Annotated in this window: 30 protein-coding genes; 23 read left to right on the top strand and 7 right to left on the bottom strand. The window is 68.3% G+C overall.

Features of this window, described 5'->3' with window-relative positions; genetic code table 11:
* Positions 1 to 4 precede the first annotated feature (4 nt).
* Positions 5 to 1051 carry a DUF2066 domain-containing protein gene (locus BM365_RS14800; RefSeq protein ID WP_233210878.1) on the bottom strand — a complete coding sequence of 349 codons (1047 nt, stop codon included), beginning with the start codon at positions 1049 to 1051 and terminating at the stop codon, positions 5 to 7.
* A gap of 206 nt (positions 1052 to 1257) precedes the next feature.
* Here BM365_RS14800 and purM point away from each other — a divergent pair, with 206 nt between their 5' ends.
* Genes purM through BM365_RS14775 form a run of 5 tightly spaced genes read left to right on the top strand, consistent with a single transcriptional unit; the run spans position 1258 to position 4978 of the window.
* On the top strand, positions 1258 to 2274 hold the full coding sequence (purM, locus tag BM365_RS14795; protein WP_175502111.1) for a phosphoribosylformylglycinamidine cyclo-ligase: 1017 nt from the start codon (positions 1258 to 1260) through the stop codon (positions 2272 to 2274).
* Between the two features lie 8 nt (positions 2275 to 2282).
* Positions 2283 to 2903: a DUF2238 domain-containing protein gene (locus tag BM365_RS14790; protein WP_093490274.1), complete on the top strand. Its 621-nt coding sequence runs from the start codon at positions 2283 to 2285 to the stop codon at positions 2901 to 2903.
* The gene (gene purN, locus BM365_RS14785; RefSeq protein WP_093490273.1) at positions 2900 to 3553 is read left to right on the top strand and encodes a phosphoribosylglycinamide formyltransferase; all 654 of its coding nucleotides are present in this window, start codon (positions 2900 to 2902) and stop codon (positions 3551 to 3553) included. Before BM365_RS14790 ends, purN begins: the two co-directional genes overlap by 4 nt.
* Before the next feature lie 49 nt (positions 3554 to 3602).
* Positions 3603 to 4286 (top strand): DUF3108 domain-containing protein, encoded by a 684-nt coding sequence (locus BM365_RS14780; protein ID WP_233210821.1) that lies wholly within the window; start codon positions 3603 to 3605, stop codon positions 4284 to 4286.
* 2 nt (positions 4287 to 4288) lie between these two features.
* Complete coding sequence (locus BM365_RS14775; RefSeq protein ID WP_093490271.1) at positions 4289 to 4978, top strand: DUF3108 domain-containing protein; 690 nt, start codon at positions 4289 to 4291, stop codon at positions 4976 to 4978.
* A gap of 47 nt (positions 4979 to 5025) precedes the next feature.
* Here the strand turns inward: BM365_RS14775 and BM365_RS14770 are convergent, their stop codons facing one another.
* From BM365_RS14770 to BM365_RS14760, 3 genes are read right to left on the bottom strand one after another with little or no spacing between them, the layout of a single operon-like run.
* Positions 5026 to 5367 (bottom strand): EF-hand domain-containing protein, encoded by a 342-nt coding sequence (locus tag BM365_RS14770; RefSeq protein WP_233210820.1) that lies wholly within the window; start codon positions 5365 to 5367, stop codon positions 5026 to 5028.
* Entirely contained in the window at positions 5364 to 6635 is a 1272-nt protein-coding gene (murA, locus tag BM365_RS14765; RefSeq protein WP_093490270.1) for a UDP-N-acetylglucosamine 1-carboxyvinyltransferase, read from the bottom strand. Before murA ends, BM365_RS14770 begins: the two co-directional genes overlap by 4 nt.
* 52 nt (positions 6636 to 6687) lie before the next feature.
* Positions 6688 to 6927: a BolA family protein gene (locus tag BM365_RS14760; RefSeq protein WP_093490269.1), complete on the bottom strand. Its 240-nt coding sequence runs from the start codon at positions 6925 to 6927 to the stop codon at positions 6688 to 6690.
* Positions 6928 to 6980: 53 nt separating this feature from the next.
* Here BM365_RS14760 and BM365_RS14755 point away from each other — a divergent pair, with 53 nt between their 5' ends.
* The 17 genes from BM365_RS14755 (at position 6981) to BM365_RS14675 (ending at position 21957) form a co-directional block, all read left to right on the top strand.
* A complete protein-coding gene (locus BM365_RS14755; RefSeq protein WP_093490268.1) occupies positions 6981 to 7985 on the top strand; it encodes a KpsF/GutQ family sugar-phosphate isomerase in 1005 nt (334 codons plus the stop codon).
* 60 nt (positions 7986 to 8045) lie between these two features.
* Positions 8046 to 8591: a KdsC family phosphatase gene (locus tag BM365_RS14750; protein WP_093490267.1), complete on the top strand. Its 546-nt coding sequence runs from the start codon at positions 8046 to 8048 to the stop codon at positions 8589 to 8591.
* Positions 8588 to 9151: an LPS export ABC transporter periplasmic protein LptC gene (gene lptC / locus BM365_RS14745; protein WP_093490266.1), complete on the top strand. Its 564-nt coding sequence runs from the start codon at positions 8588 to 8590 to the stop codon at positions 9149 to 9151. Before BM365_RS14750 ends, lptC begins: the two co-directional genes overlap by 4 nt.
* The gene (gene lptA, locus BM365_RS14740; protein WP_093490265.1) at positions 9129 to 9638 is read left to right on the top strand and encodes a lipopolysaccharide transport periplasmic protein LptA; all 510 of its coding nucleotides are present in this window, start codon (positions 9129 to 9131) and stop codon (positions 9636 to 9638) included. Before lptC ends, lptA begins: the two co-directional genes overlap by 23 nt.
* Positions 9638 to 10357, top strand: a complete 720-nt coding sequence (gene lptB / locus BM365_RS14735) for an LPS export ABC transporter ATP-binding protein (RefSeq protein ID WP_093490264.1) — start codon at positions 9638 to 9640, stop codon at positions 10355 to 10357. Before lptA ends, lptB begins: the two co-directional genes overlap by 1 nt.
* Positions 10358 to 10402: 45 nt before the next feature.
* Positions 10403 to 11842 (top strand): RNA polymerase factor sigma-54, encoded by a 1440-nt coding sequence (locus BM365_RS14730; protein ID WP_093490263.1) that lies wholly within the window; start codon positions 10403 to 10405, stop codon positions 11840 to 11842.
* A 261-nt stretch (positions 11843 to 12103) separates the two neighbouring features.
* Positions 12104 to 12424, top strand: a complete 321-nt coding sequence (gene raiA / locus BM365_RS14725; RefSeq protein WP_093490262.1) for a ribosome hibernation-promoting factor, HPF/YfiA family — start codon at positions 12104 to 12106, stop codon at positions 12422 to 12424.
* Positions 12425 to 12583: 159 nt separating this feature from the next.
* Positions 12584 to 13534: an HPr(Ser) kinase/phosphatase gene (hprK, locus tag BM365_RS14720; RefSeq protein ID WP_056878463.1), complete on the top strand. Its 951-nt coding sequence runs from the start codon at positions 12584 to 12586 to the stop codon at positions 13532 to 13534.
* Positions 13531 to 14457 carry an RNase adapter RapZ gene (gene rapZ, locus BM365_RS14715; RefSeq protein WP_093490261.1) on the top strand — a complete coding sequence of 309 codons (927 nt, stop codon included), beginning with the start codon at positions 13531 to 13533 and terminating at the stop codon, positions 14455 to 14457. Before hprK ends, rapZ begins: the two co-directional genes overlap by 4 nt.
* Positions 14458 to 14561: 104 nt before the next feature.
* On the top strand, positions 14562 to 14954 hold the full coding sequence (locus BM365_RS14710) for a PTS sugar transporter subunit IIA (RefSeq protein ID WP_093490260.1): 393 nt from the start codon (positions 14562 to 14564) through the stop codon (positions 14952 to 14954).
* Positions 14947 to 15216, top strand: coding sequence for an HPr family phosphocarrier protein (locus BM365_RS14705; protein WP_093490259.1), 270 nt, complete (start codon positions 14947 to 14949; stop codon positions 15214 to 15216). The genes BM365_RS14710 and BM365_RS14705 overlap by 8 nt, the downstream gene beginning before the upstream one ends.
* 1 nt (position 15217) lies before the next feature.
* Positions 15218 to 16939 carry a phosphoenolpyruvate--protein phosphotransferase gene (gene ptsP / locus BM365_RS14700; protein WP_093490258.1) on the top strand — a complete coding sequence of 574 codons (1722 nt, stop codon included), beginning with the start codon at positions 15218 to 15220 and terminating at the stop codon, positions 16937 to 16939.
* A gap of 204 nt (positions 16940 to 17143) precedes the next feature.
* The gene (gene mgtE, locus BM365_RS14695) at positions 17144 to 18505 is read left to right on the top strand and encodes a magnesium transporter (RefSeq protein ID WP_093490257.1); all 1362 of its coding nucleotides are present in this window, start codon (positions 17144 to 17146) and stop codon (positions 18503 to 18505) included.
* 9 nt (positions 18506 to 18514) lie between these two features.
* On the top strand, positions 18515 to 19126 hold the full coding sequence (locus tag BM365_RS14690; protein ID WP_093490256.1) for a DUF1294 domain-containing protein: 612 nt from the start codon (positions 18515 to 18517) through the stop codon (positions 19124 to 19126).
* Positions 19127 to 19175: 49 nt separating this feature from the next.
* Positions 19176 to 19979, top strand: a complete 804-nt coding sequence (locus BM365_RS14685) for a carboxylesterase family protein (RefSeq protein WP_233210819.1) — start codon at positions 19176 to 19178, stop codon at positions 19977 to 19979.
* Positions 19980 to 19981: 2 nt separating this feature from the next.
* Positions 19982 to 20257, top strand: a complete 276-nt coding sequence (locus BM365_RS14680) for a hypothetical protein (RefSeq protein ID WP_093490255.1) — start codon at positions 19982 to 19984, stop codon at positions 20255 to 20257.
* A gap of 140 nt (positions 20258 to 20397) precedes the next feature.
* Positions 20398 to 21957 (top strand): GGDEF domain-containing protein, encoded by a 1560-nt coding sequence (locus tag BM365_RS14675; RefSeq protein WP_093490254.1) that lies wholly within the window; start codon positions 20398 to 20400, stop codon positions 21955 to 21957.
* Positions 21958 to 21975: 18 nt separating this feature from the next.
* Here the strand turns inward: BM365_RS14675 and BM365_RS14670 are convergent, their stop codons facing one another.
* The 3 genes from BM365_RS14670 to BM365_RS14660 all read right to left on the bottom strand — a co-directional run bounded on the left by BM365_RS14670 (position 21976) and on the right by BM365_RS14660 (position 24039).
* Positions 21976 to 22920 (bottom strand): aspartate carbamoyltransferase catalytic subunit, encoded by a 945-nt coding sequence (locus BM365_RS14670; RefSeq protein WP_093490253.1) that lies wholly within the window; start codon positions 22918 to 22920, stop codon positions 21976 to 21978.
* A 20-nt stretch (positions 22921 to 22940) separates the two neighbouring features.
* Positions 22941 to 23390: a Holliday junction resolvase RuvX gene (gene ruvX / locus BM365_RS14665; RefSeq protein ID WP_093490252.1), complete on the bottom strand. Its 450-nt coding sequence runs from the start codon at positions 23388 to 23390 to the stop codon at positions 22941 to 22943.
* An 82-nt stretch (positions 23391 to 23472) separates the two neighbouring features.
* Positions 23473 to 24039, bottom strand: coding sequence for a YqgE/AlgH family protein (locus tag BM365_RS14660; protein ID WP_093490251.1), 567 nt, complete (start codon positions 24037 to 24039; stop codon positions 23473 to 23475).
* A 98-nt stretch (positions 24040 to 24137) separates the two neighbouring features.
* Between BM365_RS14660 and BM365_RS14655 the strand changes: the two genes are divergently transcribed.
* Positions 24138 to 24683 carry a DNA-3-methyladenine glycosylase I gene (locus BM365_RS14655; RefSeq protein WP_093490250.1) on the top strand — a complete coding sequence of 182 codons (546 nt, stop codon included), beginning with the start codon at positions 24138 to 24140 and terminating at the stop codon, positions 24681 to 24683.
* The last annotated feature ends 36 nt before the right edge of the window (positions 24684 to 24719 follow it).

Genomic DNA, 24719 nt, shown 5'->3' with positions numbered 1-24719 from the left:
CTGGTCAGCGCATCTGGAAGGCCGGCGGCTCGCCTTCGCCGCCGGTGAACGGTGCCTGGTCGCCCATCGTGCGGCGGAAGCCGGCCAAGCCGGAGACCAGTTCGAGATCCAGCTCCAGCGTGTCGCCGCTGGCGCGTACCGGCGTGATGCGGCGGACGACGGCCATCTTCTGCAGGTGGCCGGTCAGGCGCAGGTAGTCGTCGGTGCTGCGAACCCCGGTGAACAGCACACGGTAGGTGCCGGCGGGACCGGCGGTACCGCGCTTGCCGTAGCGCTTCACCAGGGCGTCGGCCGTGCCATCGGCGCCGGACGACATCGCGCGCCTTGCATCGGCGTCGGTGACCGACCACTTCGCCAGGACCTTGCCGGCATCGACGAACACCCAGTCGGCCGTCCAGCCGCTCTTGTCGCGGTACAGCTTGCCGATGAGCTGCATGGGTGGGCTGTAGCGCGAGGAGGCGCGTGCGACGGCCGCGGTGTCCTGACGCCAGATCGCGCCGACCAGCGCCTGCTCCGCGGCGCCACCACCTGGAAGGCCGAGGCTGTAACCACGCTCGACCGCGCGATTGAGCAGCGGGCGCGCGGCATTGGACTGCGGCAAACCGACCAGGCGCGGACCGCTGCCATCGTTGATCGCCAGCCAGACCACCGGCTTCGGTCGCGGCTGTGGCCAGATCGGCAAGCCGAGCGCGCCGGCGAGGCCATTCACCTGGTCTTCGTCGAAGCGCACGACCAGCGTGGTGCGGAACGTGGGGGCGCCGGAGGCCGACGTGCCCTGGTCCTGCCGGTAGTCGTAACCCTCGACATAGTCCTTGGCGTTGCGCAATTCGGCACCCACGCCAGGGCGCGACATCACGCCGCGGTCGCCCGACAGCTTGCCGAGCACGCTGCCCAGCGCGCGCGCGAAGCCGCCCTGACGCTCGGCCTCGCCCTGGCCGTTCACCGGCACTTCCGCTTGGTACAAGCCGCGCGCCGACACGGCGTCGCCTTCCGTGCGCAGGCCGGACTGGGCCTGCACCTGGGGCGTCGTGGTCAAAACCGCCAGCAACATGGCGGCGGCGAGGGCGAAACCAGAAATCCGGCGCATCGAGCGTCCTTGAGCTCTTCTGACCCCTCGAATTGTTGCCCGAATGGCATGCCCTCGCCAACGCCGGCCGTTCAGGCCAGCCGATTCCGGTGGCGATTCCTTTAAAATCACGCCTCTTGCCCCGCCGAAGACCGCCCGTGACCCAGCCGACGACGCCCGCCCCCACCCCGATGACCTATCGCGACGCGGGTGTCGACATCGACGCCGGCAACGAGCTGGTCGAGCGCATTAAACCGTTGGTCAAGCGCAGCTTCCGCCCCGAGGTGATGGGTGGCCTGGGTGGCTTCGGTGCGCTGTTCGACCTGTCGGGCAAGTACCGCGAACCGGTGCTGGTCTCCGGCACCGACGGCGTGGGCACCAAGCTCAAACTCGCGCAGCAGCTGGGCCGCCACGACACGATCGGCATCGACCTGGTCGCCATGTGCGTCAATGACGTGTTGGTGCAGGGCGCAGAGCCGCTGTTCTTCCTCGACTACTTCGCCACCGGCAAGCTCGACGTCGACACCACGGTGGCCGTGGTCGGCGGCATCGCGCGCGGCTGCGAACTCTCCGGCTGTGCGCTGATTGGCGGCGAAACGGCCGAAATGCCGGACATGTATGGCCCGGGCGAATACGACCTCGCTGGCTTCTGCGTGGCCGCAGTGGAGAAGTCGCGCCTGCTGGACGGCGCCAAGGTGCGCGCCGGCGACGTGCTGATCGGCATCGCGTCCAGCGGTCCGCACTCCAATGGTTATTCGCTGGTCCGCCGCATCTATGACCGCGCCGGTCGCCCGTCCGACATCGACGTCGGCGGCGTGAAGCTCGCCGATGCGCTGATGGCGCCGACCACGCTCTACGTGAAGCCGATCCTGGAACTGCTGCAGGCGCACGACATGCACGGTATGGCGCACATCACCGGTGGCGGCCTGACCGAGAACATCATCCGCGTCGTTCCCGAGGGTCTGGGCCTGGAGATCGACGCCAGCGCATGGGCGCTGCCGCCGGTGTTCGACTGGCTGCAGCGCGAAGGCGCCGTCGAGAACAGCGAGATGTGGCGCACGTTCAACTGCGGCATCGGCTTCGTGCTTGTCGTGGCGCCGGACCAGGTGCCGGCCGTGCAGGCCGACCTGGCGCGCCTGCAACTGGCGCACTGGCAGATCGGCCAGGTAGTGCCGTCCCAGGGCGGCGAGCGCGTCCGCATCGGCTGAGCCGCGCGATGTCGCGCGCCAACGGGATCGCCTTCGGCCTGACGCTGGTCGTGTTCGCGGCCAGTTGGATCGCGCCGCGCTGGCCCGTCGAACAGGCCATGCACAGCAGCCTCACGGTGCTCGGCCTGGGTTGGCTGTGGTGGCATGACCGTCGCTGGCCATTGCAGCCGCTGCACTTCGCGCTCATCTGCGGCTTCATCGTGGCGCACTGCATCGGCGCACGCTGGCTGTACTCGTACGTGCCATACGACGCGTGGCTGCAATCCGCGATCGATTGGTCGCCTGCAGAGGCGTTCGGCTGGCAACGCAACCACTTCGACCGCTTCATCCACCTGATGTACGGCGTGTGCTTCGCACCGGCGGTCTGGCACTGGCTTCGCCAACGCTGGCCGGCACTGACGATGGGGCAAGCCTTCGGTATCGCGGTGATGCTCGTCATGTGCAGCAGCCTGGTCTACGAATGGCTGGAATGGGGGATCGCGCTGACGATGTCGCCGGACGCCGCCGAGTCCTACAACGGTCAGCAGGGCGATGTTTGGGATGCCCACGCCGACATGCTGCTGGCCACGCTCGGTGCCCTCGCGACCTGGCCGCTGGCGCGCGCCGAGCGCAGGCAGGCCGCGCCATGACGGCCCGCATCGCGGTGCTGGCGTCCGGCAGGGGCAGCAACCTGCAGGCGATCCTTCGCGCCATAGAAGCGGGCACACTGGATGCCGAGATCGTGGGCGTGTTCTCGGACCGTCCCGCTGCGCCCGCCCTACAACTTGTGTCCGCCGCGGCCCGCTGGAGCGCCAAGCCCTCCGGCTTCCCCGATCGATCGGCCTACGAAGCCGCGCTGACCGACGCGGTGGCCGCATCCCACCCGGACTGGGTCGTCTGCGCCGGCTACATGCGCATCCTCGGTGAAGGCTTCATCGCGCGCTTCCGCGGCAGGTTGCTGAATATCCACCCGTCGCTGCTCCCCAAATATCGCGGCCTGTACACCCACGCCCGAGCATTGGAGGCCGGCGACGCCGAGCACGGGGCCAGCGTGCATTTCGTGGTGCCTGAACTCGATGCGGGGGCCGTCATTGGCCAGGTTCGGATCCCCATCACGGCCGGCGACACCCCGGAAACCCTGGCAGCGCGCCTGCTGCCCCGGGAGCACGCCCTGCTGGTGGCCGCCCTGCGTCTGGCGACGGCGGGTGAGTTAGCTGAACAGGGGGACACGGTGTTCCGTCATGGTCAGCCGCTATTAAATCCCCTGTCTCTAGATTCAGCCGACCGTTTCAATCCCTAAGCTTCGCTCCCCCCGAATGCTCCTCCACCTCCGCCTCCCCATCCTTGGCTTGCTCCTGGCCGGCCTCGCAGCGCCCGCGCAGGCGCTGGAGCCGTTCGTGGCCAGTTACCAGGCGTACAACGAAGGCAAGCTGGCAGGCAGCGCGAGCATGAAGGTCGCGCCGCGTGGCGGGGAGCAGTGGCAGATCGACCTCAACGTGAAGGGCACGCGCGGCTTCGCCCGCCTCGCGGGCTTGAACATCGAACAGAGCACCGTCTTCGACGTGGAAGGTGATCTGTTCCGCCCGCGCAGCCAGGCCACGGTTCGCCATGCCCTGCTGATGGGCAAGAAGATGGTCGGCACCTACGACTGGGCCAACCACACGGCGCAGTGGCAGGGCGACATCAAGAAGAACCGCAGGGCTCCGCTTTCCCTGCAGACCGGCGACCTGAGTGCGCTGCTGATGAACCTTGCGGTCATCCGCGACGCGGCACCGGGCCGCCAACTGAGCTACCGCGTGGTCGACAACGGCCGCGTACGGGAATACGCGTACGCGGTATCCGCCGAGCCAGAGACGGTCCAGGTGGATGATCTGAGCTACAGTGCCTTGCGCGTCAGCCGTACCAACGGCGGCAACGACGAAACCATTTTCTGGGTCGCCGATGGCGTCCCCACCCCCGTGCGCATCCTGCAGCGGGAAGACGGTCAGGACGGCATCGATCTGCGCCTGGTCGAATACCAAGGAGTGCCCTGAACATGACCACGAACGCCTTCCGCACCTCGCGCCTGTTGCTTGCCGCTACGCTGTTCGGCGCGGCCACTGCGCCGGCGCTCGCTGTCGAAGCCTTCACTGCGAACTACAACGCAAGCGCCCTCGGCATGAGCGGCGAAGGCCAAATGGTCGTCGCGCCACAGCCGGGCAATCGCTGGCAGTACACGTTGACCGTGCGCAATCAGGCGGTCGACCTCAGCCAGAAGACGGTGTTCGACGAGCAGGACGGCCGCATGCGTCCGTTGAACAGCAGCGACAGCTCGCGCCTGCTGATCAAGAAAAAGAACGTCAACACCGTGTACGACTGGTCGAAAGCACAGGCCACGTGGACCGGAGACATCAAGCCCGATCGCGCAGGCCCGGTGAAACTGCAGGCGGGCGACATGGACGCCCTTCTGGTCAACCTGGCCATCGTGCGCGACGTCGCCGCAGGCAAGCCGCTCACCTACCGCATGGTCGAGAACGGGCGCGCCAAGGCGATGACCTACCAGGTCGCCGGCAAGGAGCGCATCACCGTCGGCGGCAAGGCGCAGGATGCCACCAAGGTCGTGCGGACCGACGGCGACAAGCAGACCATCGTGTGGGTGGTGGCCAACGCGCCGGTGCCCGCGCGCATCCTGCAGCGGGAAAACGGCCAGGACACTATCGATTTGACGCTGAAGTCCTGGCGCTGAGTCGTCGCCTTCCCGTCAGAAAAAAGCCCGGCGTTGCCGGGCTTTTTTTATTCCTTGACCGGCGACGCGTCGGCCTGGAACACGGTTTTGCAATCCATCCGGATCGTGCCCGCCCCGCTGCGCCACGCGAACGTATTGCAGTGCCGCTGGCCATCCTGCTTCTGCTCCACCACGACAGTGAAGATCGATTGTGCGATCTCACCCTGCGTCACCGTGCCGTCGCCGTTCCAGTCCATGTCCTGGGTAGTGATGCCATGGGTAGCGGCCGAGCCGGTGTAGTGCAGCCATGCCACCAGCGCGAGCAGCGCCACGACGATGCCGAGCAGGATCTTGCGACGCAGTGGGAACCGTGGCCGGATGCCCGACAGTTTCGGATCAGGTCGCGTCACGACACGCGCCTGATCGTCGCGCCCAGCCCACCAAGTTTCTCTTCGATGTTCTCGTAGCCGCGATCCAGGTGATAGATACGGTCGATCGTGGTCTCGCCGTCTGCCACCAAGCCTGCCAGGATCAGCGATGCCGACGCCCGCAGGTCGGTCGCCATCACCGGCGCGCCACCCAGCCGCTCGACACCACGCACGATGGCCGTATGGCCTTCGACGCGGATGTCGGCACCCAGGCGCAGCAGTTCGTTGACGTGCATGAAGCGGTTTTCGAAGATCGTCTCATTGATCACGCCCACGCCGTCCGCCACGCAGTTGAGCGCCATGAATTGCGCCTGCATGTCGGTGGGGAATGCGGGATACGGCGCCGTGGTCAGGCTGACGGCCTTCGGACGCTTGCCCAGCATGTCGAGGGTGATGCTGTCGGCGGTGGTCTCGATCTTCGCGCCGGCCTCGGTCAGCTTGTCGAGCACGGCTTCCAGCGTATCGGGGCGCGCGTTGCGCACGATCACCTTGCCACCCGTCATCGCACCGGCGACGAGGAAGGTACCGGTCTCGATGCGGTCCGGCACCACCGAGTGGCGTCCGCCGCCCAGGCGTTCGACGCCATGGATCACGATGCGCGAGGTGCCCGCGCCCTCGATCTTCGCGCCCAGCGCATTGAGGCATTCGGCCAAGTCGGTGACTTCCGGCTCCATCGCGGCGTTTTCCAACACGGTGGTGCCTTCGGCCAGCGTAGCGGCCGCCATGACGTTCTCGGTGCCGGTCACGGTGACCATGTCGAACACGAAGCGCGCGCCCTTCAGGCGTGCGGCGCGGGCCTTGATGTAGCCGTTCTCGACGGTGATCTCGGCACCCAGCGCCTGCAGGCCCTTGATGTGCTGATCGACCGGACGCGAACCGATCGCGCAACCGCCGGGGAGCGACACCACCGCCGCGCCATGGCGCGCGACCAAGGGGCCCAACACGAGGATCGAGGCGCGCATCGTCTTGACCAGTTCGTACGGCGCCACGAACCGGCTGACGGTGGTCGGATCGACAGTGATGCCGCGTCCTTTCGCCAGCGTGCCCTCGTCGATGGTGATGCCGGCGCCCAGCTCGCCCAACAGTTTCACCGTGGTCACCACGTCGTGCAGGTGCGGCACGTTGGTGATCTCCACCGGCGCGTCCGCCAGCAGGGTCGCGCACAGGATAGGGAGCACGGCGTTCTTGGCGCCGGAGATGGTGACTTCGCCGTTGAGCGTGTTGCCACCGGTGACGATGATCTTCTGCATGGAAGTCCGGAAGGAAAGGTCGGAGAGGAGAGGGGGACGGAAGCGCGGCGCGTCAGTGCGCCGCGGCCGCTTCTTCAGGCGTCAGCGTGCGTAGCTGCAAAGCATGGATCTCGCCGCCCATGCGTTCGCCCAGGGTGGCGTACACCATGCGGTGGCGGGCCAGCGGCAGCTTGCCACGGAAGGCCTCGGCCACGACGGTGGCCTCGAAATGGACGCCATCGTCGCCCTGGACGTCGGCCTGGGCACCCGGCAAGCCGGATTCGATGAGTTTACGGATGGTTTCAGCGTCCAACGGGCTTTCCTAATAAAATACCCGGCCATTCTAACCGTCGGCGCCCCATCCGCATGTCCCAGCCGAACCCCCTGTCCCGGTCCGTCCCGCCCGCCAGCCTGGCCGCCAGCGGACGCCGGGTCATCGAGATCGAGGCACGCGCACTGGATGCCCTCGCCGCCCGCATCGACGGTTCGTTCTCGGCCGCGTGCCAGGCCATCCTCGCTGGGCAAGGTCGCGTGGTCTGCACCGGCATGGGCAAGTCCGGCCACGTAGCGCGCAAGATCGCCGCCACGCTCGCGTCCACGGGCACGCCCGCCTTCTACGTTCATCCGGGCGAGGCGGGCCACGGCGACCTGGGCATGATCACCGACGCCGACGTGGTGCTGGCCTTGTCGTATTCGGGCGAGTCGGACGAAGTGCTGATGCTGCTGCCGGTACTCAAGCGCCAGGGCAATACCGTCATCGCCATGACCGGTCGCCCGCAGTCCACGCTGGCGCGCGAAAGCGACATACACCTCGACGTCAGCGTGCCGGCCGAAGCGTGCCCGCTGGATCTTGCCCCCACCAGCAGTACCACCGCCTCGCTGGCGATGGGCGATGCGCTGGCCGTAGCCCTGCTCGATGCCCGCGGCTTCACCGCCGACGACTTCGCCCGATCCCACCCGGCCGGCAGCCTTGGCCGCCGCCTGCTGCTGCACATCACCGACGTCATGCATGCTGGCGACGACGTGCCTCGCGTGGACGTCACCGCCACCCTCAGCGAGGCGCTGGTAGAGATGAGTCGCAAGCGCCTGGGCATGACCGCCGTGGTCGATGCCGAAGGACGCCTGGCGGGGCTCTTCACCGACGGCGACCTGCGCCGCACCCTCGACAATCCCGCGCTGGACCTGCGCAACGCGCACATCGCCGACGTGATGACGCGCCAGCCCAAGACCATCGGTGCGGACCAGCTCGCCGTGGAAGCGGCGCGCCTGATGGAGACCCACCAGATCAGCGGACTCCTGGTAGTGGACGATGAACAGCGCCCGGTCGGCGCCCTCAACATTCACGACTTGTTGCGCGCCCGCGTGGTGTAACCGGGTGTGGTCAACGACTCCCGGCTTGCCGTCCCTCCCTCCCCACCCCATCCTGTCACCATGCCCCTGCGCCATCTCCACGACCTGACCGATGATGTGCTGGCACGCGCCACGCGCATCCGCCTGGCGTGCTTCGACGTGGATGGGACACTGACCGATGGCCGCATCTTCCTGGACGGCGAGGGCCGTGAGCAGAAGGCTTTCCACGTGCAGGACGGCCAGGGCCTGGTGCTGCTGAAGCGGGCCGGGATCGAGGTCGCCTTCATCACCGCTCGCGGCGGCACCGTCGCGGTGGCGCGCGGGCGCGAATTGGGCGTGCAGGTCTTCACCGGCATCAAGGACAAGCTGGCGAAGGTGCGCGAGCTCTGCGCGACGCTGGAGATCGGACTGGACGAGGTCGCCTTCATGGGCGACGACCTGCCCGATGCGCCCCCGTTCGATGCCGTCGGCCTGGCCATCGCGCCCGCCGACGCGCACCCCTGGACCGCCCGCCGCGCGCACTGGCAGACCCGCCGCGCCGCCGGCCAGGGCGCAGCCCGCGAGGCCTGCGACCTGCTGCTGGGCGCGCAGGGCCACGCACCGGTGTTCGAAGGGGGCATGGCATGAGCTGGCGCGCCATCCTCGGCTTGGTCCTGCTGGCCGCCGCCATCGTCAGCGGCTGGTCGGCCTGGAAGAATCGCGACATTCCGCCGCCGAACCGCGTGCTGGCCGACCGCTCCGACTACGTCATGCGCGATTTCGAGATGATCGCGCTCAACAGTGAGGGCACGGAGGCCGTAGCCGTGCGCGCGCCCCTGATGACGCGCGATCCCCGCGACGAGACCTACACCATCACCACCCCGCTGTTCCTGCTGCCCGAGGAACAGGGCCGCTCGTGGGAGCTGCGCTCGAAGACCGGCTGGCTCAGCGCCAAAGGGGAGGAGTTGCGTCTGCGCGGCGACGTGCACGGGACCTCGCCGGCAGGCAGCGCGCGGAAAGCGGATTTCCGCACCGCATCGCTGAACGTATTCCCCGACCGCGACCTCGCCCAGACCGATGACGAGGTGACGGTCACCCAGCCCGGCTCTAGACTGACCGGGCGTGGCTTTGAGACCAATCTCAAGACCAAGGCTTACGAATTCAAATCCCAGGTGAAATCCATCTATGAACCGCGTTCTGCTCGCTAGCGCCGCACTGCTGCTCCTGCTGCCTGCCGCAGGTGCGATGGCAAAGTCCACGGACCGCAACCAGGCCATGTCGATCGATGCCGGCGGCCAGTCCGGCAACCTGGAAGGCGATGGCAAGACCGTGCTGTCGGGTGGCGTCGTGGTCACCCAGGGTTCGCTGGAGATCCGCTCGAGTGCGGCCGAGATCTACATGGCCGGCGGCGAGATCTCGCGCTCTGTGTTCACCGGCAAGCAGGTGAAGATGAAGCAGCAGATGGACAACGGCAGCTGGATGGACGCCCAGGCCGACCGTGTCGAATACGACATGAAGACCGAAACCATCACCTTCATCGGGAACTACACCGTCAAGTCGGATCGCGGATCCAACAGCGGCCAGCGCATGGTCTACAACACCAAGACCGGCAACATGCAGGCCGGCGGCGACGGTTCGCGCATCAAGACGGTGATCCAGCCGAAGTCCGCCGCACCCGCCCAGGGCAAGAACTGATGTTGATCGCGAAGGGACTACGCAAGCGCTACAAGCAACGCGAGGTCGTCGCCGACTTCGGCCTGACCCTGCAGCCGGGCGAAGTGGTCGGCGTGCTCGGCCCGAACGGCGCGGGCAAGACCACCTGCTTCTACATGATCGTGGGCCTGGTCGCCGCCGATGCCGGCACCATCGAACTCGACGGCAAGGACATCACCGCCGAGCCGATGTATCGCCGCGCCAAACTCGGCGTGGGCTACCTGCCGCAGGAACCGTCGGTGTTCCGCAAGCTGTCGGTGAGCGACAACATCCGGCTGGTGCTGGAACTGCGCGAGGACCTGGATGCGGCCGGCATCGACCGCGAACTGGCATCGCTGCTGGACGAACTGCAGATCACCCACGTGGCCGACCAGCTGGGCGCCAGCCTCTCCGGTGGCGAGCGCCGGCGCGTGGAGATCGCGCGCGCCCTGGCCGCCCGCCCGCGGCTGATGCTGCTCGACGAACCCTTCGCAGGCGTCGACCCCATCTCGGTCGGCGAGATCCAGCGCATCGTGAAACACCTCAAGGATCGCGGCATCGGCGTCCTCATCACCGACCACAACGTGCGCGAAACCTTGGGAATCTGCGACCGGGCGTATATCCTCAATGCCGGTAGCGTTCTGGCGCAGGGGGCCCCGGACGCATTGCTGGCCAATCCGGACGTACGCCGGGTCTATCTGGGCGAGACCTTCCGCCTGTGATCCCCGTCGGCGGCCCTTGGCCGCCACGGGTTTCCAAGGTCGGGAATGAAGCCACGCCTTCAGACATCGCTGGGACAGCATCTGGTCATGACGCCGCAGTTGCGTCAGGCGATCCGGCTGCTGCAGATGTCGACCACGGAACTCGAAGTCGAACTGACCGAGGCCGTCGAAACCAATCCCCTCCTCGACTGGGTGGAATCCGACCAGGAACCCGCCGCGTCCGGCAGCAGTGAAGACGACGCGCCACCTGCCGAACGCACGCGCAGCGAGGACGGCGATGGCGAGGGCGGCGAAGCCCCCGATGACTGGTCTCCCGATGATGGTCCCTGGACCTCGTCCGGCGGCGGCTCCTTCGACGACGACGAGAACGGCAGCCCGGCCGAACGCGTGGTCGAGGCCGATACCCTGCATGGCCACCTGCTGTGGCAGCTCCACCTCTCCCACCTGTCCCCCCGCGACCGCACGATCGGGGCCGCGCTGATCGACGCGCTGGAAGACGATGGCTATCTCCGCGAACCGATCGCCGGCATCGCCGAAGCGTTGCGTCCCGAGATCGAGGCGGCCGAGGAGGACATTCTGGTCGTGCTGCACCAGGTGCAGCGCTTCGATCCCGTCGGCGTGGCGGCACGCTCGCTGGGCGAATGCCTGCAGCTGCAGCTGTCGGTGCTCAGCGACGATACGCCCGGCAAGGCGCTCGCGATGAAGATCGCCGAGACCGCGCTGGAGCGCCTGCCCCGCAGCGGTGTGGCCGGCATCGCACAGGAAATGAAGCGCCCCGTCGCCGAGGTCGAGGAGGCCGTGCAACTGCTGCGCACGCTCGATCCCAAACCCGGCGCCCAGGTCGGCGACCTGTCGCATGACACGTACGTCGTGCCCGACTGCGTGGTCTGGCGCCAGCGCGGCGTGTGGCGCACCGCGCTGGCCGGCAGCGCACTGCCGCGCATCACCATCCATCGCGGCTACGAGCAGATGATCCGCCAGTGCGGCGACAGCGATGCCGGTTATCTCAAGACGCAGCTGCAGGAAGCGCGTTGGCTGCTCAAGAGCGTCGAGGCGCGCGGCGAGACGCTGCTCAAGGTGATGCGCTGCCTGCTGCACCAGCAGGCGGGGTTCCTGGAATTCGGCGAGCAGGCCTTGCGCCCGCTCACCCTGCGCGACGTTGCCGAAGACGTCGGCCTGCACGAATCGACCGTGTCGCGCGCCATCGCGCGCAAATACGTGCGCACGCCGCGCGGCACCCTGCCCATGCGCGCCTTCTTCGCCTCGGGCATCGATACCGAAGGCGGCGGCGAGGCGTCCAGCACCGCCATCCAGGCGATGATCCGGCGGCTGGTGGATGCGGAGAACCCGCGCAAGCCGCTTTCCGACGCCAAGCTGGCGGACCTGCTCAAGGCGTCCGGCATCCCGGTGGCACGCCGCACCGTGGCCAAGTACCGCGAAGCGCTGAACATCCTGTCTTCACACGAACGCGTGCGCATCGCCTGAACCGCCGAGCGGCGCAAACCGTTTTCGTGACCGCGTCCCGCTCTCCCAAAACACTTTTCTAACACCTCGCCGCGCGTGCGAAAAAAAGCACGCGGACGGTTGATAGTTGCCGCCAACGGGTCCATCTTGTCCCTGAAGGCACCGCTTTCCATCGACCAAAAAAGGAGGATTTGCAGGAACCCCAGACACTGCTGCGTTGTCATTTCCCATGACACGCGTTCCGCGCAACCGCGCGGCTCTACAGACCCGAAGGAGGCACACATGCGTATCGAGACTTACGGCCATGAAATCGAAGTCACTCCCGCCCTGCGCGAATATGTCGAGACCAAGCTGAAGCGGCTGGAACGCCACTTCGATCAACCCTTCGAAGTCCGTACGCAACTGGGGACCCGCAAGCCCGATTACCTGGCAGAAGCCACGATCAACGTCGCTGGCCGCACCCTGCACGCCGATGCCGGCGCGCAAACCATGTACGCCGCCATCGATGTCCTGGCCGACAAGCTCGATCGCCTGCTGGTGAAGCACAAGGAAAAACGTTCCGACGTCCAGCGCGTCGGCGTACGCGGCGAACTGATCGGCTGAGCCGTCGCGCGGCGATCGCCGCGCCCTGTCCCCGGGCCGCTCCGCGACGGAGCGGCCCCTTGCGGTCGCGAAGCACGCACCGGCCCTTTACACTGGCCCGGCCGATTCCACCGTCCGCATGCGAACCGGCGCCCTCTTCCTGCCGGCCGCTTCCGCATGATGAATACCAGCATCACCGCCCGCGAACTGTTCGACCACCAGAAGGACAAGCTGGTCCTGCGCTGGCTGGCGGGCCAGAAAGGCGAGAAGCGCGTGCTGGAAGCCGGCGATACCCTCTCGCGACGTCCCTCGCTGGCCGGCTATCTCAATGCCGTGTATCCCAACAAAGTGCAGATCCTCGGCACGGAAGAGCTGACCTGGCTCGACTCGCTGGATTCGCGCCAACGCTGGGAAACCATCGAGAAGATCGTGCAGGCCAAGCCGCTGGCCCTGGTCATCAGCAAGAACCAGTCCTGCCCCGAGGACCTGCGCGAAGCCGCCAACGAGAACGATACGCCGCTGTGGGTCTCGCCCAAGCGCGGCCACGAACTGCTCAACCACATCTCCTACCACCTCGCCCGCACGCTGGCGCCGCGGGTGACGCTGCATGGCGTCTTCATGGAGATATATTCGATCGGCGTGCTGATCACCGGCGAAGCCGGATCCGGCAAGAGCGAACTCGCGCTGGAGCTGCTCAGCCGCGGGCACCGCCTGGTCGCCGATGACGCGCCCGAATTCACCCAGATCGCGCCGGACGTGCTGGACGGCACCTGCCCCGAGCTGCTGCAGGACTTGCTGGAAGTGCGCGGCCTGGGCGTGCTCAACGTGCGTGAGATGTTCGGCGATACCGCGGTGAAGAAGAACAAGTACCTGCGCCTGATCGTCCACCTCACGCGCCCGATGACCGAGCCCAACCCGCACGGCTACGAGCGGCTGACCGGCGACTCCGGCACGCGGCACGTACTGGACCTCGATGTGCCGCTGATCACCCTACCGGTGATGCCCGGCCGCAACCTGGCCGTGCTCACCGAAGCGGCGACGCGCTTGCACATCCTGCGGACCAAGGGCATCGACCCCGCCGCGATGTTCATTGCGCGCCACAGCAACCTGCTCGAGCGCAGCACACCATGACGGACCCTATCGTCCCGCAGGCCGACCCGGCGCACGACGAGCACGGCACGCCGGCCCCGCCCGCGCCCACCGTCGTCATCGTCAGCGGCCTGTCCGGTTCGGGGAAGTCGGTTGCGCTGAAGACCTTCGAGGATCTGGACTACTACTGCGTCGACAATCTGCCGGTGGACCTGCTGCCTTCGTTCGTGCGCAGCCTGATGCGCGAGGACGAGCTGCCGCCGAAGATCGCCGTCGGCATCGACGTGCGCAGCCGCCAGAGCGACCTGTCCCGGTTGGCACAGTGGCGCGCCGCGCTGGCGCAGCTGGGGCTGGAAGGCCGGTTGATCTTTTTCGACGCCAGCGACGAGGTCCTGTTGCGGCGCTATTCCGACACCCGCCGCCGGCATCCGCTGGGCCATGGCGGCCTGTCGCTGCAGGAAGCCATCCGGCAGGAGCGCGCCATCGTCGAGCCGTTGCGCGGCGAAGCCGATGTCATCATCGACACCAGCCAGCTCAACGTGCACCAGTTGCGGCGCCGGATCATCGCCGAGTTCGCCTTCAACAAGAGCGCGCAGCTGTCGCTGCTGTTCGAATCCTTCGCCTACAAGCGCGGCGTGCCGGCCGATGCCGACTTCGTGTTCGATGCCCGCGTGCTGCCCAACCCGCACTGGAACCCGGACCTGCGCCCGTACGCTGGCCGCGACCCGAAGGTGCGGGCGTTCCTGGACGCGCAACCGGAGGTCGCCGAATACGTCGGCCAGGTGAGCGGCTTCCTGGACACCTGGCTGCCGCGCCTGCGCGGCGAGACCCGTAGTTACGTGACCATCGCCTTCGGCTGCACGGGCGGCAAGCACCGCTCGGTCTACCTGGCCGAGACGCTCGCCCGCCATGCGCGCGAGCAGGGCTGGGAGGAAGTGGCCACCTTCCACCGGGAACTGGACTAGCGAGAGCAGGACTGACCGGAGACGGACTGACGCCCGAACCGGGCGCCGCATCGTTCCATCCGCGCGGCTTCCAGCGCGTCATGTCGGTCTGTTAACGTTCCTGCATGGCCTGTGGCATTCTTCTTGTGACTCATCCCGGCGTGGGTGCGGCGATCCTCGCCGTCGCCACGGCGCTGTTGCGGCAACTGCCCCTGAAGGCGGAGGCCTTCGAGGTGCCGTTCGATGCCGACCTGGAGGCGCTGCTCCCGCAGGCTTCCGCCGCGCTCCGGCGCGTGGACGGCGGCGACGGCGTGCTGGTGCTGACCGACCTGTACGGGGCCAGCCCCAGCAACCTGGCGGCCAAACTGGCCCGCCTGGGGACGCCGGTCCGGCGCGTTTCCGCGCTGAGCCTGCCGATGCTGCTGCGGGTGATGAATTATTCGGAACAGGGACTGGACGAACTGCCGGCGACCGCTGCCGCCGGCGCACGCAATGGAGTCATTCACGACGATGCTTGAGCGCGAACTCACCATTTCAAACCGCCTGGGCCTGCACGCGCGCGCGACCGCCAAACTCGTGCAGACGCTGTCCGGTTTCCGCTGCAACGCCACGCTGGCGGCCAAGGGCCGCGAGGTGAACGCCAAGAGCATCATGGGCGTCATGCTGCTGGCCGCCGGCCAGGGGACCCCGGTGACCGTCCGCATCGAGGGCGAGGACGAAGCCGCTGCGATGCAGGAAGTCGTCTCGCTGTTCGAGCGACGATTCGACGAGGACGCCTGAGTTGAGGGCGCTGCTGCCGGGCCATGGAGCGTCGCGCGGCAGCGCGCTGGGACGCGCCCGGGTCAGGCTGCCGCATGTCCTGGAGGTCGCCGAGCAGCGCATCCGCCAGGACCAGATCGACGATGAACTGGCGCGGCTGCACGAGGCTGTCGACGCCACCCGCCGCGAGATGCACAGCCTGCGCGCACGCCTGCATGGTGCGTTGGCCAAAGAGGTCGGCGAGTTCCTCGACCTGCACGCGCTGCTGCTCGACGACCCCGAACTGCTGCACGGCCTGGATCAACTGATCCGCACCGGCCGTTACGCCGCCGATTACGCCCTGCGCCTGCAACGCGACCGGCTGGCCGCCGTGTTCGACGGCATGGACGACGCGTACCTCAAGAGCCGCATGGACGATCTCGACCATGTGATCGGCCGCATCCACGCGCACCTGCACCAGCGCGCGACCGATACGCCCGGCGTGGCGGGCGAAATCCTGGTCAGCGACAACGTGGCGCCGTCGGAATTGGCGGAGCTCCAGCAACAGGGCGTCGTCGCCGTGGTCACGGCCGCGGGCAGCGCGCTGTCGCACAGCGCCATCCTTGCGCGCAGCCTGCACCTGCCACTGGTGGTGGGCAACGCGCAGGCCCTGCAACGCATCAACGACGGCGACGTGCTGCTGGTGGATGGCAGCACCGGCGAAGTCGTGGTCAACCCCGACCCGGACGACCTGCGCCGCTACCGCGAACGGTTGCGCGACGCTGCACGCGAAGCACGCGAGCTCGGCCGCCTGCGCTCCAAGCCCAGCCGGACCCGCGACGGTGTCGACATCGCGCTGTGGGCCAATGCGGAATCGCTGGAAGACGTCGCCAATGCGCATGCGCTAGGCGCCGCCGGCGTCGGTCTTTACCGCACCGAGTTCCTGTTCCTGCAACGCCGCGAACTGCCCAGCGAGGACGAGCAGTTCCAGGTCTACCGCGACCTTGCGCTCGGGATGAGCGGGCGGCCGGTGACGATCCGTACGCTCGACCTCGGCGCCGACAAGGCGGACCGCACCGGCCTGGTGGTGGGCGACGAGGACAATCCCGCACTCGGCCTGCGCGGCGTGCGGCTGTCGCTCGCGCATGCCGACGTGTTCGACACCCAGTTGCGCGCCATCCTGCGCGCCTCGGCCTACGGCCCGGTGCGCATCCTGGTGCCGATGGTCAGCGGCCGCGAAGAACTGCTGGAAGTGCGCCGGCGCCTGCGCCGCGTCGGCCTGCAGCTGCGCAAGCAGGGGCACGAGGTCGCCGAGCACGTCGAACTCGGCGCGATGATCGAAGTACCCGCGGCCGCGATCGCCTTCCACGGCTTCGTGGACGTGGTCGACTTCGTCTCGATCGGCACCAACGACCTCGTCCAGTACCTGCTCGCGGCCGATCGCAACAACGAAGCGCTGGGCGAACTCTATTCGCCGCTGCATCCGGGTGTGCTGCGCCTGCTCCGGCACGTCATCAGCATCGGCGCCGAGCACAAGGTGCCGGTGGCGATGTGCGGCGAGATCGCCGGCGATGCCACGCTCGCGCCGATGTTGCTGGCCCTGGGCCTGCGCGAGTTCAGCCTGCATCCGGCGACCTTGCTGGAACTGCGCAAGGCGATCCGCGAGAGCGACCTATCGGACCTACAGGCCCGTGCGGCGAAACTGCTGCAGGCGCGCGACCGCGCCGGCATCGAGCGCTGGTTGAAGGCCGCCACCGCAACCTGACCCTGCCGCTGTGGGAGCGACGTCAGTCGCGATGGGGCGCCTGTGGTGGTCGATCGCGACTGACGTCGCTCCCACACCCCACGCTTCGTTCCAGCCCTTCCTGCAGGGTGTCCATAAATCGCAGGCCGGGCGATAATGGCGGAATGAACGCTTGATGCCCCGGTCGCATCCGCCTGACGGATCGGCCCCATTCCGGAGTACCGAATGGTCGAGACCATCCGCCACGACAAGACCGCACGCCAGTTGCGCCTGCTCTCCGACGCGCTCGACAGCGGTCGGCTGGGGCCCGTGCGTCGGTTGGTCAACACCTTGTCGCCCGCGGAGATCGGCAACCTGCTGGAATCGCTGCCGCCGGGCAAGCGCGAAGTCGTCTGGGGCCTGGTCGATCCGGAAGACGACGGCGAGGTGCTGGTGCACGTCGGCGACGAGGTGCGCGAAAGCCTGCTGGCGGACATGGACACCGACGAGATCGTCGCCGCGGTCGAGGACCTCGACATCGACGATCTCGCGGACCTGGTCGAGGACCTGCCCGACACCGTCATCGACGAAGTCCTCAAGTCGATGGACCGCGAGAACCGCGAGCGCCTGGAACAGGTGCTGTCGTACGCGGAGGACACCGCTGGCCGCCTGATGAACCCGGACGTGGTCACCGTGCGCGCCGACGTCAACGTCGACGTGGTGCTGCGCTACCTGCGCCTGCGCGGCGAACTGCCGGACCACACCGACCACCTGTACGTGGTCAGCCGCCGCCACCAGTATCTGGGCCGCGTGCCCCTGGCCGCGCTCGTGACGCACGAGGACACCACGCCCATCAACCGGCTGATCGACGACGAGCAGCCGGCCATCGACGTGGGCGAGAGCGCGCAGGAAGTGGCGCGCCAGTTCTCCGACCATGACTGGGTGTCGGCGCCGGTCGTGGACGACAACAACATCCTGCTCGGCCGCATCACCATCGACGACGTGGTCGACATCATCCGTGAACAGGCCGAGCACCAGGCGCTGGGCGCCGCCGGCCTGGACGAGGACGAGGACCTGTTCTCGCCGGTCAAGCGCGCCGTGCGCGGCCGCGTGGTGTGGCTGGGCATCAACCTGTTTACCGCGTTCATGGCCGCCAGCGTGATCGGCCAGTTCGAGATGACGCTGGAGAAGATCGTCGCGCTCGCCGTGCTGATGCCCATCGTCGCCGGCATCGGCGGCAACGCCGCGGTGCAGGTGCTGACGCTGATGGTGCGCGGCCTCGCGCTGGGCCAGGTGGGCGCGAGCAACGCGCGCATCCTGCTGTGGAAGGAAATCCGCGTGGCGTTGATCAACGGCGTGCTGATCGGCAGCATCGTCGGCGTGATCGCCTTCGTCTGGTTCCGCAGCCCGTTGCTGTCGCTGGTGATCGCGATGGCACTCGTACTCAACTTCTGCGCCGCCGCCACCGCTGGCGTACTGCTGCCGCTGCTGCTCAAGCGGATGAACATCGACCCCGCCGTCGCCGGCACCGTCGTCGTCACCGCCGTGACCGACGTGATGGGCTTCTTCTGCTTCCTCGGCCTGGCGACGTTGATCCTGCTGCACTGAGGCCTGCGCATGGAGCGACTCGGCAAGGTCAGCGAATGGAACGACGACCGTGGCTTCGGTTTCGTCGCCCCGCTCGATGGCGAGCCCGCGCGCGTGTTCTTCCACGTCCGCGACTACCGGCTCGACGGTCGTCGTCCCGAGGTCGGCGAGTTGGTGAAGTTCACCGCGCAGCGCCAGCCCGACGGCAAATGGCGCGCACAGGCGGTACGCCGGACGGTTCCGGTCGCGCGCCATGCCAAGCCCGCCGCACGCGCCGCCGCTACGCCCCGCCCCGCTTCCCCCCTCGTCGGTGCGACAGCGGTGGTGCTGTACGCGCTCTTCATCGGCTGGGCGATCCGCGGCGACAGGCTTCCGTTCGAAGCGGTGTTCGTGGCGCTCGGGATGTCGGCCATCACCTTCGTCGTCTACGCGCTGGACAAGCATGCGGCGCAGACGGGGCGATGGCGCACGCCGGAGTCCACGCTGCATCTGCTCGAACTCGCCGGCGGCTGGCCCGGCGCATGGGTCGCGCAACAGCTGCTGCGGCACAAGTCGCGCAAGCCCGGTTACCGCGTCGTGTTCTGGCTCATGGTGGTGCTGCACGGCGTTGCCGTGGCCGCCTGGGTGTGGACGCGCGCGTGAACACGACGGGGTATCCTGCGCGCATCGTCGCCCCCGGATGCCTGCCTTCATGCGCCTTCCCTTCCGCTTCGCCCTCGCGTCCCTGCTGCTGGTCCTGATGAGCGCCTGCCAGACCGTCCCCACCTCGACCACCGGCGAGTTCGTCTCGCGCGAAGTCGCGTTGAACGGCAAGACCTACCGCTACCAGGTCTTCGTGCCCGCCTCGCGCTTCCGTTCGGGGGCGGTGCCCACCGTGCTCTTCCTCAACGGCTCCGGCGAGCGCGGCAGCGACGGCGTGAAGCAGACGATGGCGGGGCTCGGGCCGTACCTGCGCCAGCACGCGGCGGACTTCCCGGGGCTGGTGGTATTCCCGCAGGCGCCGGACGACACCGAATGGACCGAAGACGCGGGCCCGATCGCCTTCGCCACACTCGAGGCGGCGATGCGCGAGTTCAAGGGCGACCCGGCGCGCGTCTATCTCACCGGCATGTCGATGGGCGGCTATGGCACCTGGGAACTCGCACTCCAGCAGCCCACCCGCTTCGCCGCCCTGGTGCCGATCTGCGGCGGCGTCACCGTGGACTGGACCGACGCGCGGCCCGGCCTGCGCGCGCGCACGGTGGGCAACGCGGCCGACCCGTTCGCCGCCACCGCGCAGCGCCTGAAGGACGTGCCGGTGTGGATCTTCCACGGCGGCAAGGACGACGTGGTGCCGCCCTCGCAGTCGCGCCGCATGGATGCCGCGCTGAAGGCCGTCGGCGCGCGCGACGCGCGCTACACCGAGTTCCCCGACGCCAACCACAACAGCTGGGATGCGACCTACGCCTACGCCCCGATGTGGGACTGGCTGTTCGCCCAGCGCCGGGGCCGCTGAGCATGGCGGAACTGGTCGAAGACTATTTCGCCGACGGCTGGCGCGAACGCCCGCTGGCCTGCCCCTGCGGCTGGGAAGGCGATAGCCGCGGCATGGCGATGGAGCTGCACGACGCCGTCACCGACTACGCGTGCCCCACCTGCGGCAACCTGCTGCTGATCGTCAGCCACCCCGATCTGGCCCAGGTGCGGCAGGCCGCCGCGGCCGGCAATGCGGAAGCCGCCGGCCAGTTGGCCATCATCGAAGAAGCCCTGGCCCGCTTCCCGCCCGCCGACTGAGCCGCGGCCCCGGTCACGCTTCGCCGACGCCGCGGGCCCCGGACGCCATCGCACCCTCAACCGCCGCCGATCCCGGCCGATAACCCGGCATCCCCTGGTGGCTGACGGGCATCCGCCCATGGCCGTGCGAGCGACTTCCGATGGCTGACGCAGCCGACGACAACTCCGGAATTTCTGGCGGCCTCCGCCGGTTTTGGTCGCGCCGTCGCGAGGCCACCGAATCCTCATCGCACGAGCTCACCACGACGGGCACGGCCCGTTCGCGACCTGCGATCAGCAGCGCGCAGTTGCAGGCCCTGTTCGCCCATGCGGAAGAACCCGCCGCCCTGCTCTCCGCCTTCGCGTACGGCGTCGCCGGCCTGCCGGGCGAACTGCAGGGCATGGGCGAACGCCTGCAGTCCGCGCATGCCGACGGCGATTGGCCACGCTATGGCCGCGCGATGCGCCAGCTCATCGACAAGTACATCCGCACGATCCTGGACGAGCCGTTGTCCGGCGAAGCCGAGCAATTGCGCGACCTGCTGCACCAGTTGCTCGCGGGCGGCATCGAGCACCTGCTGCGCGACGACGCCGCCCTGCTGCCGCAGGCGCATGCCCTGGCCGACCGCGTCCGCCAATGGCAACCGGCGCAGGCGCTGGACCCGCTCGGCGCGGACCTGAAGGAACTCTGCCTGCAGGTCGGCCTGCGTACGCACGAAGTCAACGACGCGCAGGAACTGATGCGCAGCCTGTTCGACCTGCTGCTGGAGAACGTCGGCGAACTGATCGAGGACGGCAGCTGGCTGCAGGACCAGATCGGCGCGGTGCGCCAGCTGCTGGCCGGTCCGCTCGACCGCACCTCGCTGGAGCAGACCCGCGCCGGCCTGCGCGAGGTGATCTACAAGCAGGGCCTGCTGAAGCAGGGGCTGGCCGAGTCGAAAGCCTCGATGAAGGACATGATGGTCACCTTCGTCGAACGCCTCGACGGCATGGCCAGCAGCACCGGCGAGTACCACGACCGCATCACCTTCCACGCGCAGGCCATCCGCGAGAGCCGCAGCATCGCCGAACTCGGCAAGCGCATGGAAGACATCCTGCAGGACACGGCCGACGTGCAGGCGCAGGCGCTGCGTGCGCGCGACAGCCTGATCGAGGCACGCCGCGAGGTGGAAGCCGCCGAACAACGCGTCGCCGACCTGGAAGTGGAACTGCAATCGGTCTCCGAACTGGTCCGCGTCGACCAGCTGACGGATGCATTGAACCGCCGCGGCTTCGACGAACTGTTCAAGCGCGAATCCGTCCGCGCCCTGCGCAGCGGCCAGACCCTGAGCCTGGCGATGCTGGACCTGGACGACTTCCGCCACATCAACGCCGCGCACGGCCACCTCGGCGGCGACGCCGCGCTGTGCCACGTGGTGGTGATGGCGCGCGCCACGCTGCGCGCGAGCGATGCGATCGCGCGCTTCGGCGGCGAAGAATTCGTGCTGCTGCTGCCCGATACCAGTTTCCTGGAAGCCACCGGCACGCTGGAACGCCTGCGCGGCCGGCTGGCCCACAAGCCGCTGATCCACGATGGGCGCGGCGTGATGGTGACCTTCAGCGCCGGCGTCGCGCGCTGGCGGCCGGGCGAATCGCAGGACGAACTGCTCGCGCGCGCCGACCGCGCCATGTACCAGGCCAAGCAGGCCGGCAAGGACCGCATCGTCGCCGCCGAGGAATGACCTCGGCGCGACGGTGCCTCAGCCCAGCAGCGTCTCCAGCACTGCCATGCGCACGGCCACGCCGTTGCTCACCTGGCGCAGCACCAGCGATTGCGGACCGTCGGCGACTTCGTCGGTGATCTCCACGCCGCGGTTGATCGGGCCGGGATGCAGCACCACCGCATCCTTCGCCGCGCGGGTCAGGCGGGTGGCGTCGAGGCCGTAGTCGCGGTGGTAATCCTCCAGCGAGGCCACCAGCCCTTCCTCCATGCGCTCGCGTTGCAGGCGCAGCATCATCACCGCGTCCACGCCGTCGAGCATGGCGTCGAAATCCTGGCCGACCTCGCAGCCGGCCAGCGTGCCGTCGTCCGGCAGCAGCGACTGCGGGCCGCACACGCGGATCTCGCCCGCGCCCAGCGTGCGCAATGCGTGCAGGTCCGAGCGCGCCACCCGCGAGTGCTTCACGTCGCCGACGATCAGCACCTTCATTTTCGAGAAGTCCGGCCCCTTCGCCTGGCGCAGCGTCAGCACGTCCAGCAAGCCCTGGGTGGGATGCGCGCTGCGTCCGTCGCCGGCGTTGATCAGTGCCGTGCCCTCGCCCGCCTCGGCGGCCAGCGCGGCGACCGCGCCGTCATCCGCGTGGCGGACGATGAAGCCGCGCACGCCCATCGCTTCCAGGTTGCGCAGCGTGTCGCGCGCGGTTTCGCCCTTGCGTGTGGACGAGGTGGACGCGTCGAAGTTCAGCACGTCCGCGCCCAGCCGCTGCGCGGCGATGTGGAACGAGCTGCGGGTGCGGGTGGACGGTTCGAAGAACAGCGTGCAGACCGTGGTGCCGTCGAGCACCGTACGTCGCGGCGTGCGCCCGAGCGCCGCATCGCGGATCTGGCCGGCGCGGTCGATCAACCGGCACAGGGTTTCGCGGGGCAACCCTTCCAGGGTCAGCAGGTGCCGCAGGCGTCCATCCGAATCGAGTTGTGGGGTCATGGGGCGTCGTGTGAGGGAAGTCAGGTCAGCTGGGTCGCGTCGTGCGGCGCGGCCAGCCAGCGTTCGATGATGACGGCCGCGGCGACGGCATCCAGCGCCGCGGCATCGCGGCGGCGCTTGCGGCCTTCGGCACGGTCCTGCGCGAAACGTTGCGAGGCTTCGACGGAACTGGTGCGCTCGTCCACCAGCACCACCGGCAGGTTGTAGCGCACGCGCAGTTCGCGCGCGAAGGCATGGGCGCGCTTGCGGATCGGCTGGTCGCCGCCATCGAGCGTCATGGGGTCGCCGACCACGAGGCCGTCGGGTTTCCATTCGGCATGCAGCTTGTCGATGGCCGGCCAGTCGGGGCCGTGGCCATGCACGTCGATCACGGCCAGCGCGCGTGCGCCGGTGCCGAAGGCGCTGCCCACCGCCACGCCGATGCGGCGGGCGCCCACGTCGAATCCCAGTACGGTGCCGTCCAGCTTCATGCCACCTGCCTCCGTTCGGAAAAACGCATCCCATCCTGCACCCGCGGCCGTGGAGAACGCGTCGGCAAGGGCGCGCGCAGGCTCATGCGTGGCCGCTGTAATCGGTCAGCCGCGTCATGTCCACGCCGATCCGCTGGCCGGCCGCCTGCCAGCGCCGCTCCAGCGGCAGCGCGAACAGCAGCTCGGCGTCCGCGGGCGCGGTCAGCCAGCTGTTCTCGCCCAGTTCGTATTCCAGTTGCCCGGCACCCCAACCCGCGCAGCCGAGCGCGACGATCGCATGCGCGGGGCCGTCGCCGGCCGCCATCGCTTCCAGGATGTCGCGGGAGGTCGTCAGGTAAAGGCCGTCGGCGACTTCCATCGTCGACTCCCAGGCACGCAGGCCGTCGTGCAGCACGAAGCCGCGCTCCGGGTGCACCGGGCCGCCGGCAAGGACGACCTGCCCGGCCAGCTGGGGGTCCTGCGCTTGCAGGTTCATCTGCCGCAGCACTTCGCCCAGCGTGTACTCGGAAGGCCGGTTCACCACCACGCCCATCGCGCCTTCGTCGTCGTGCTGGCAGATCAGGGCCACGCTGCGGGCGAAGTTCGGGTCCGACAGCGCCGGCGACGCGATCAGCAGCTGGTTGGCCAGGGGCGTGGCGACGTCTTGCATGGCCGTCATTCTAGCCCGCCGCGCACGGGCGCGCCCCTGCGGACAGGAACGGTCCGCGATGCCGCCTAGAATGCGCTGTCCCCCTTCTCGCCTTCCCTATGTCCGGCTATTGCGACGTCGCCCACGGCCATCCACTGCACGGCCCCTACCACGACCACGAATACGGCTTCCCGCAGCGCGAGGAAGCGGTGCTGTTCGAACGCCTGCTGCTGGAGATCAACCAGGCCGGCCTGAGTTGGGAAACCATGCTGCGCAAACGCGAGGGTTTCCGCGCGGCCTACAGTGGCTTCAGCGTCGACAAGGTCGCCAGGTACGGCGAACGCGACCGTGCGCGGCTGATGGCCGACGCCGGCATCATCCGCAACCGCCTGAAGATCGAAGCGGCCATCCACAACGCCCAGGTCATCCAGGGCCTGCGCCGCAGCCACGGCGGATTCGCCGAATGGCTGGATGCCCACCACCCGCTGGGCAAGGCCGAGTGGGTCAAGCTGTTCAAGAAGACCTTCCGCTTCACCGGCGGCGAGATCACCAATGAATTCCTGATGAGCCTGGGCTACCTGCCCGGCGCGCATCGCGAGGATTGCCCGGCGTTTCGCCGTGCCGCGAAACAGCGGCCGCCGTGGATGGCCCGCGGCGGGCATTGATCCACCGCAATTCCGGCGTTCCACGATGGTCGTATG

The organism is Pseudoxanthomonas sp. YR558 (assembly GCF_900116385.1).
GTDB lineage: Bacteria > Pseudomonadota > Gammaproteobacteria > Xanthomonadales > Xanthomonadaceae > Pseudoxanthomonas_A.
This window is presented reverse-complemented; position numbering and strand designations above follow the sequence as displayed.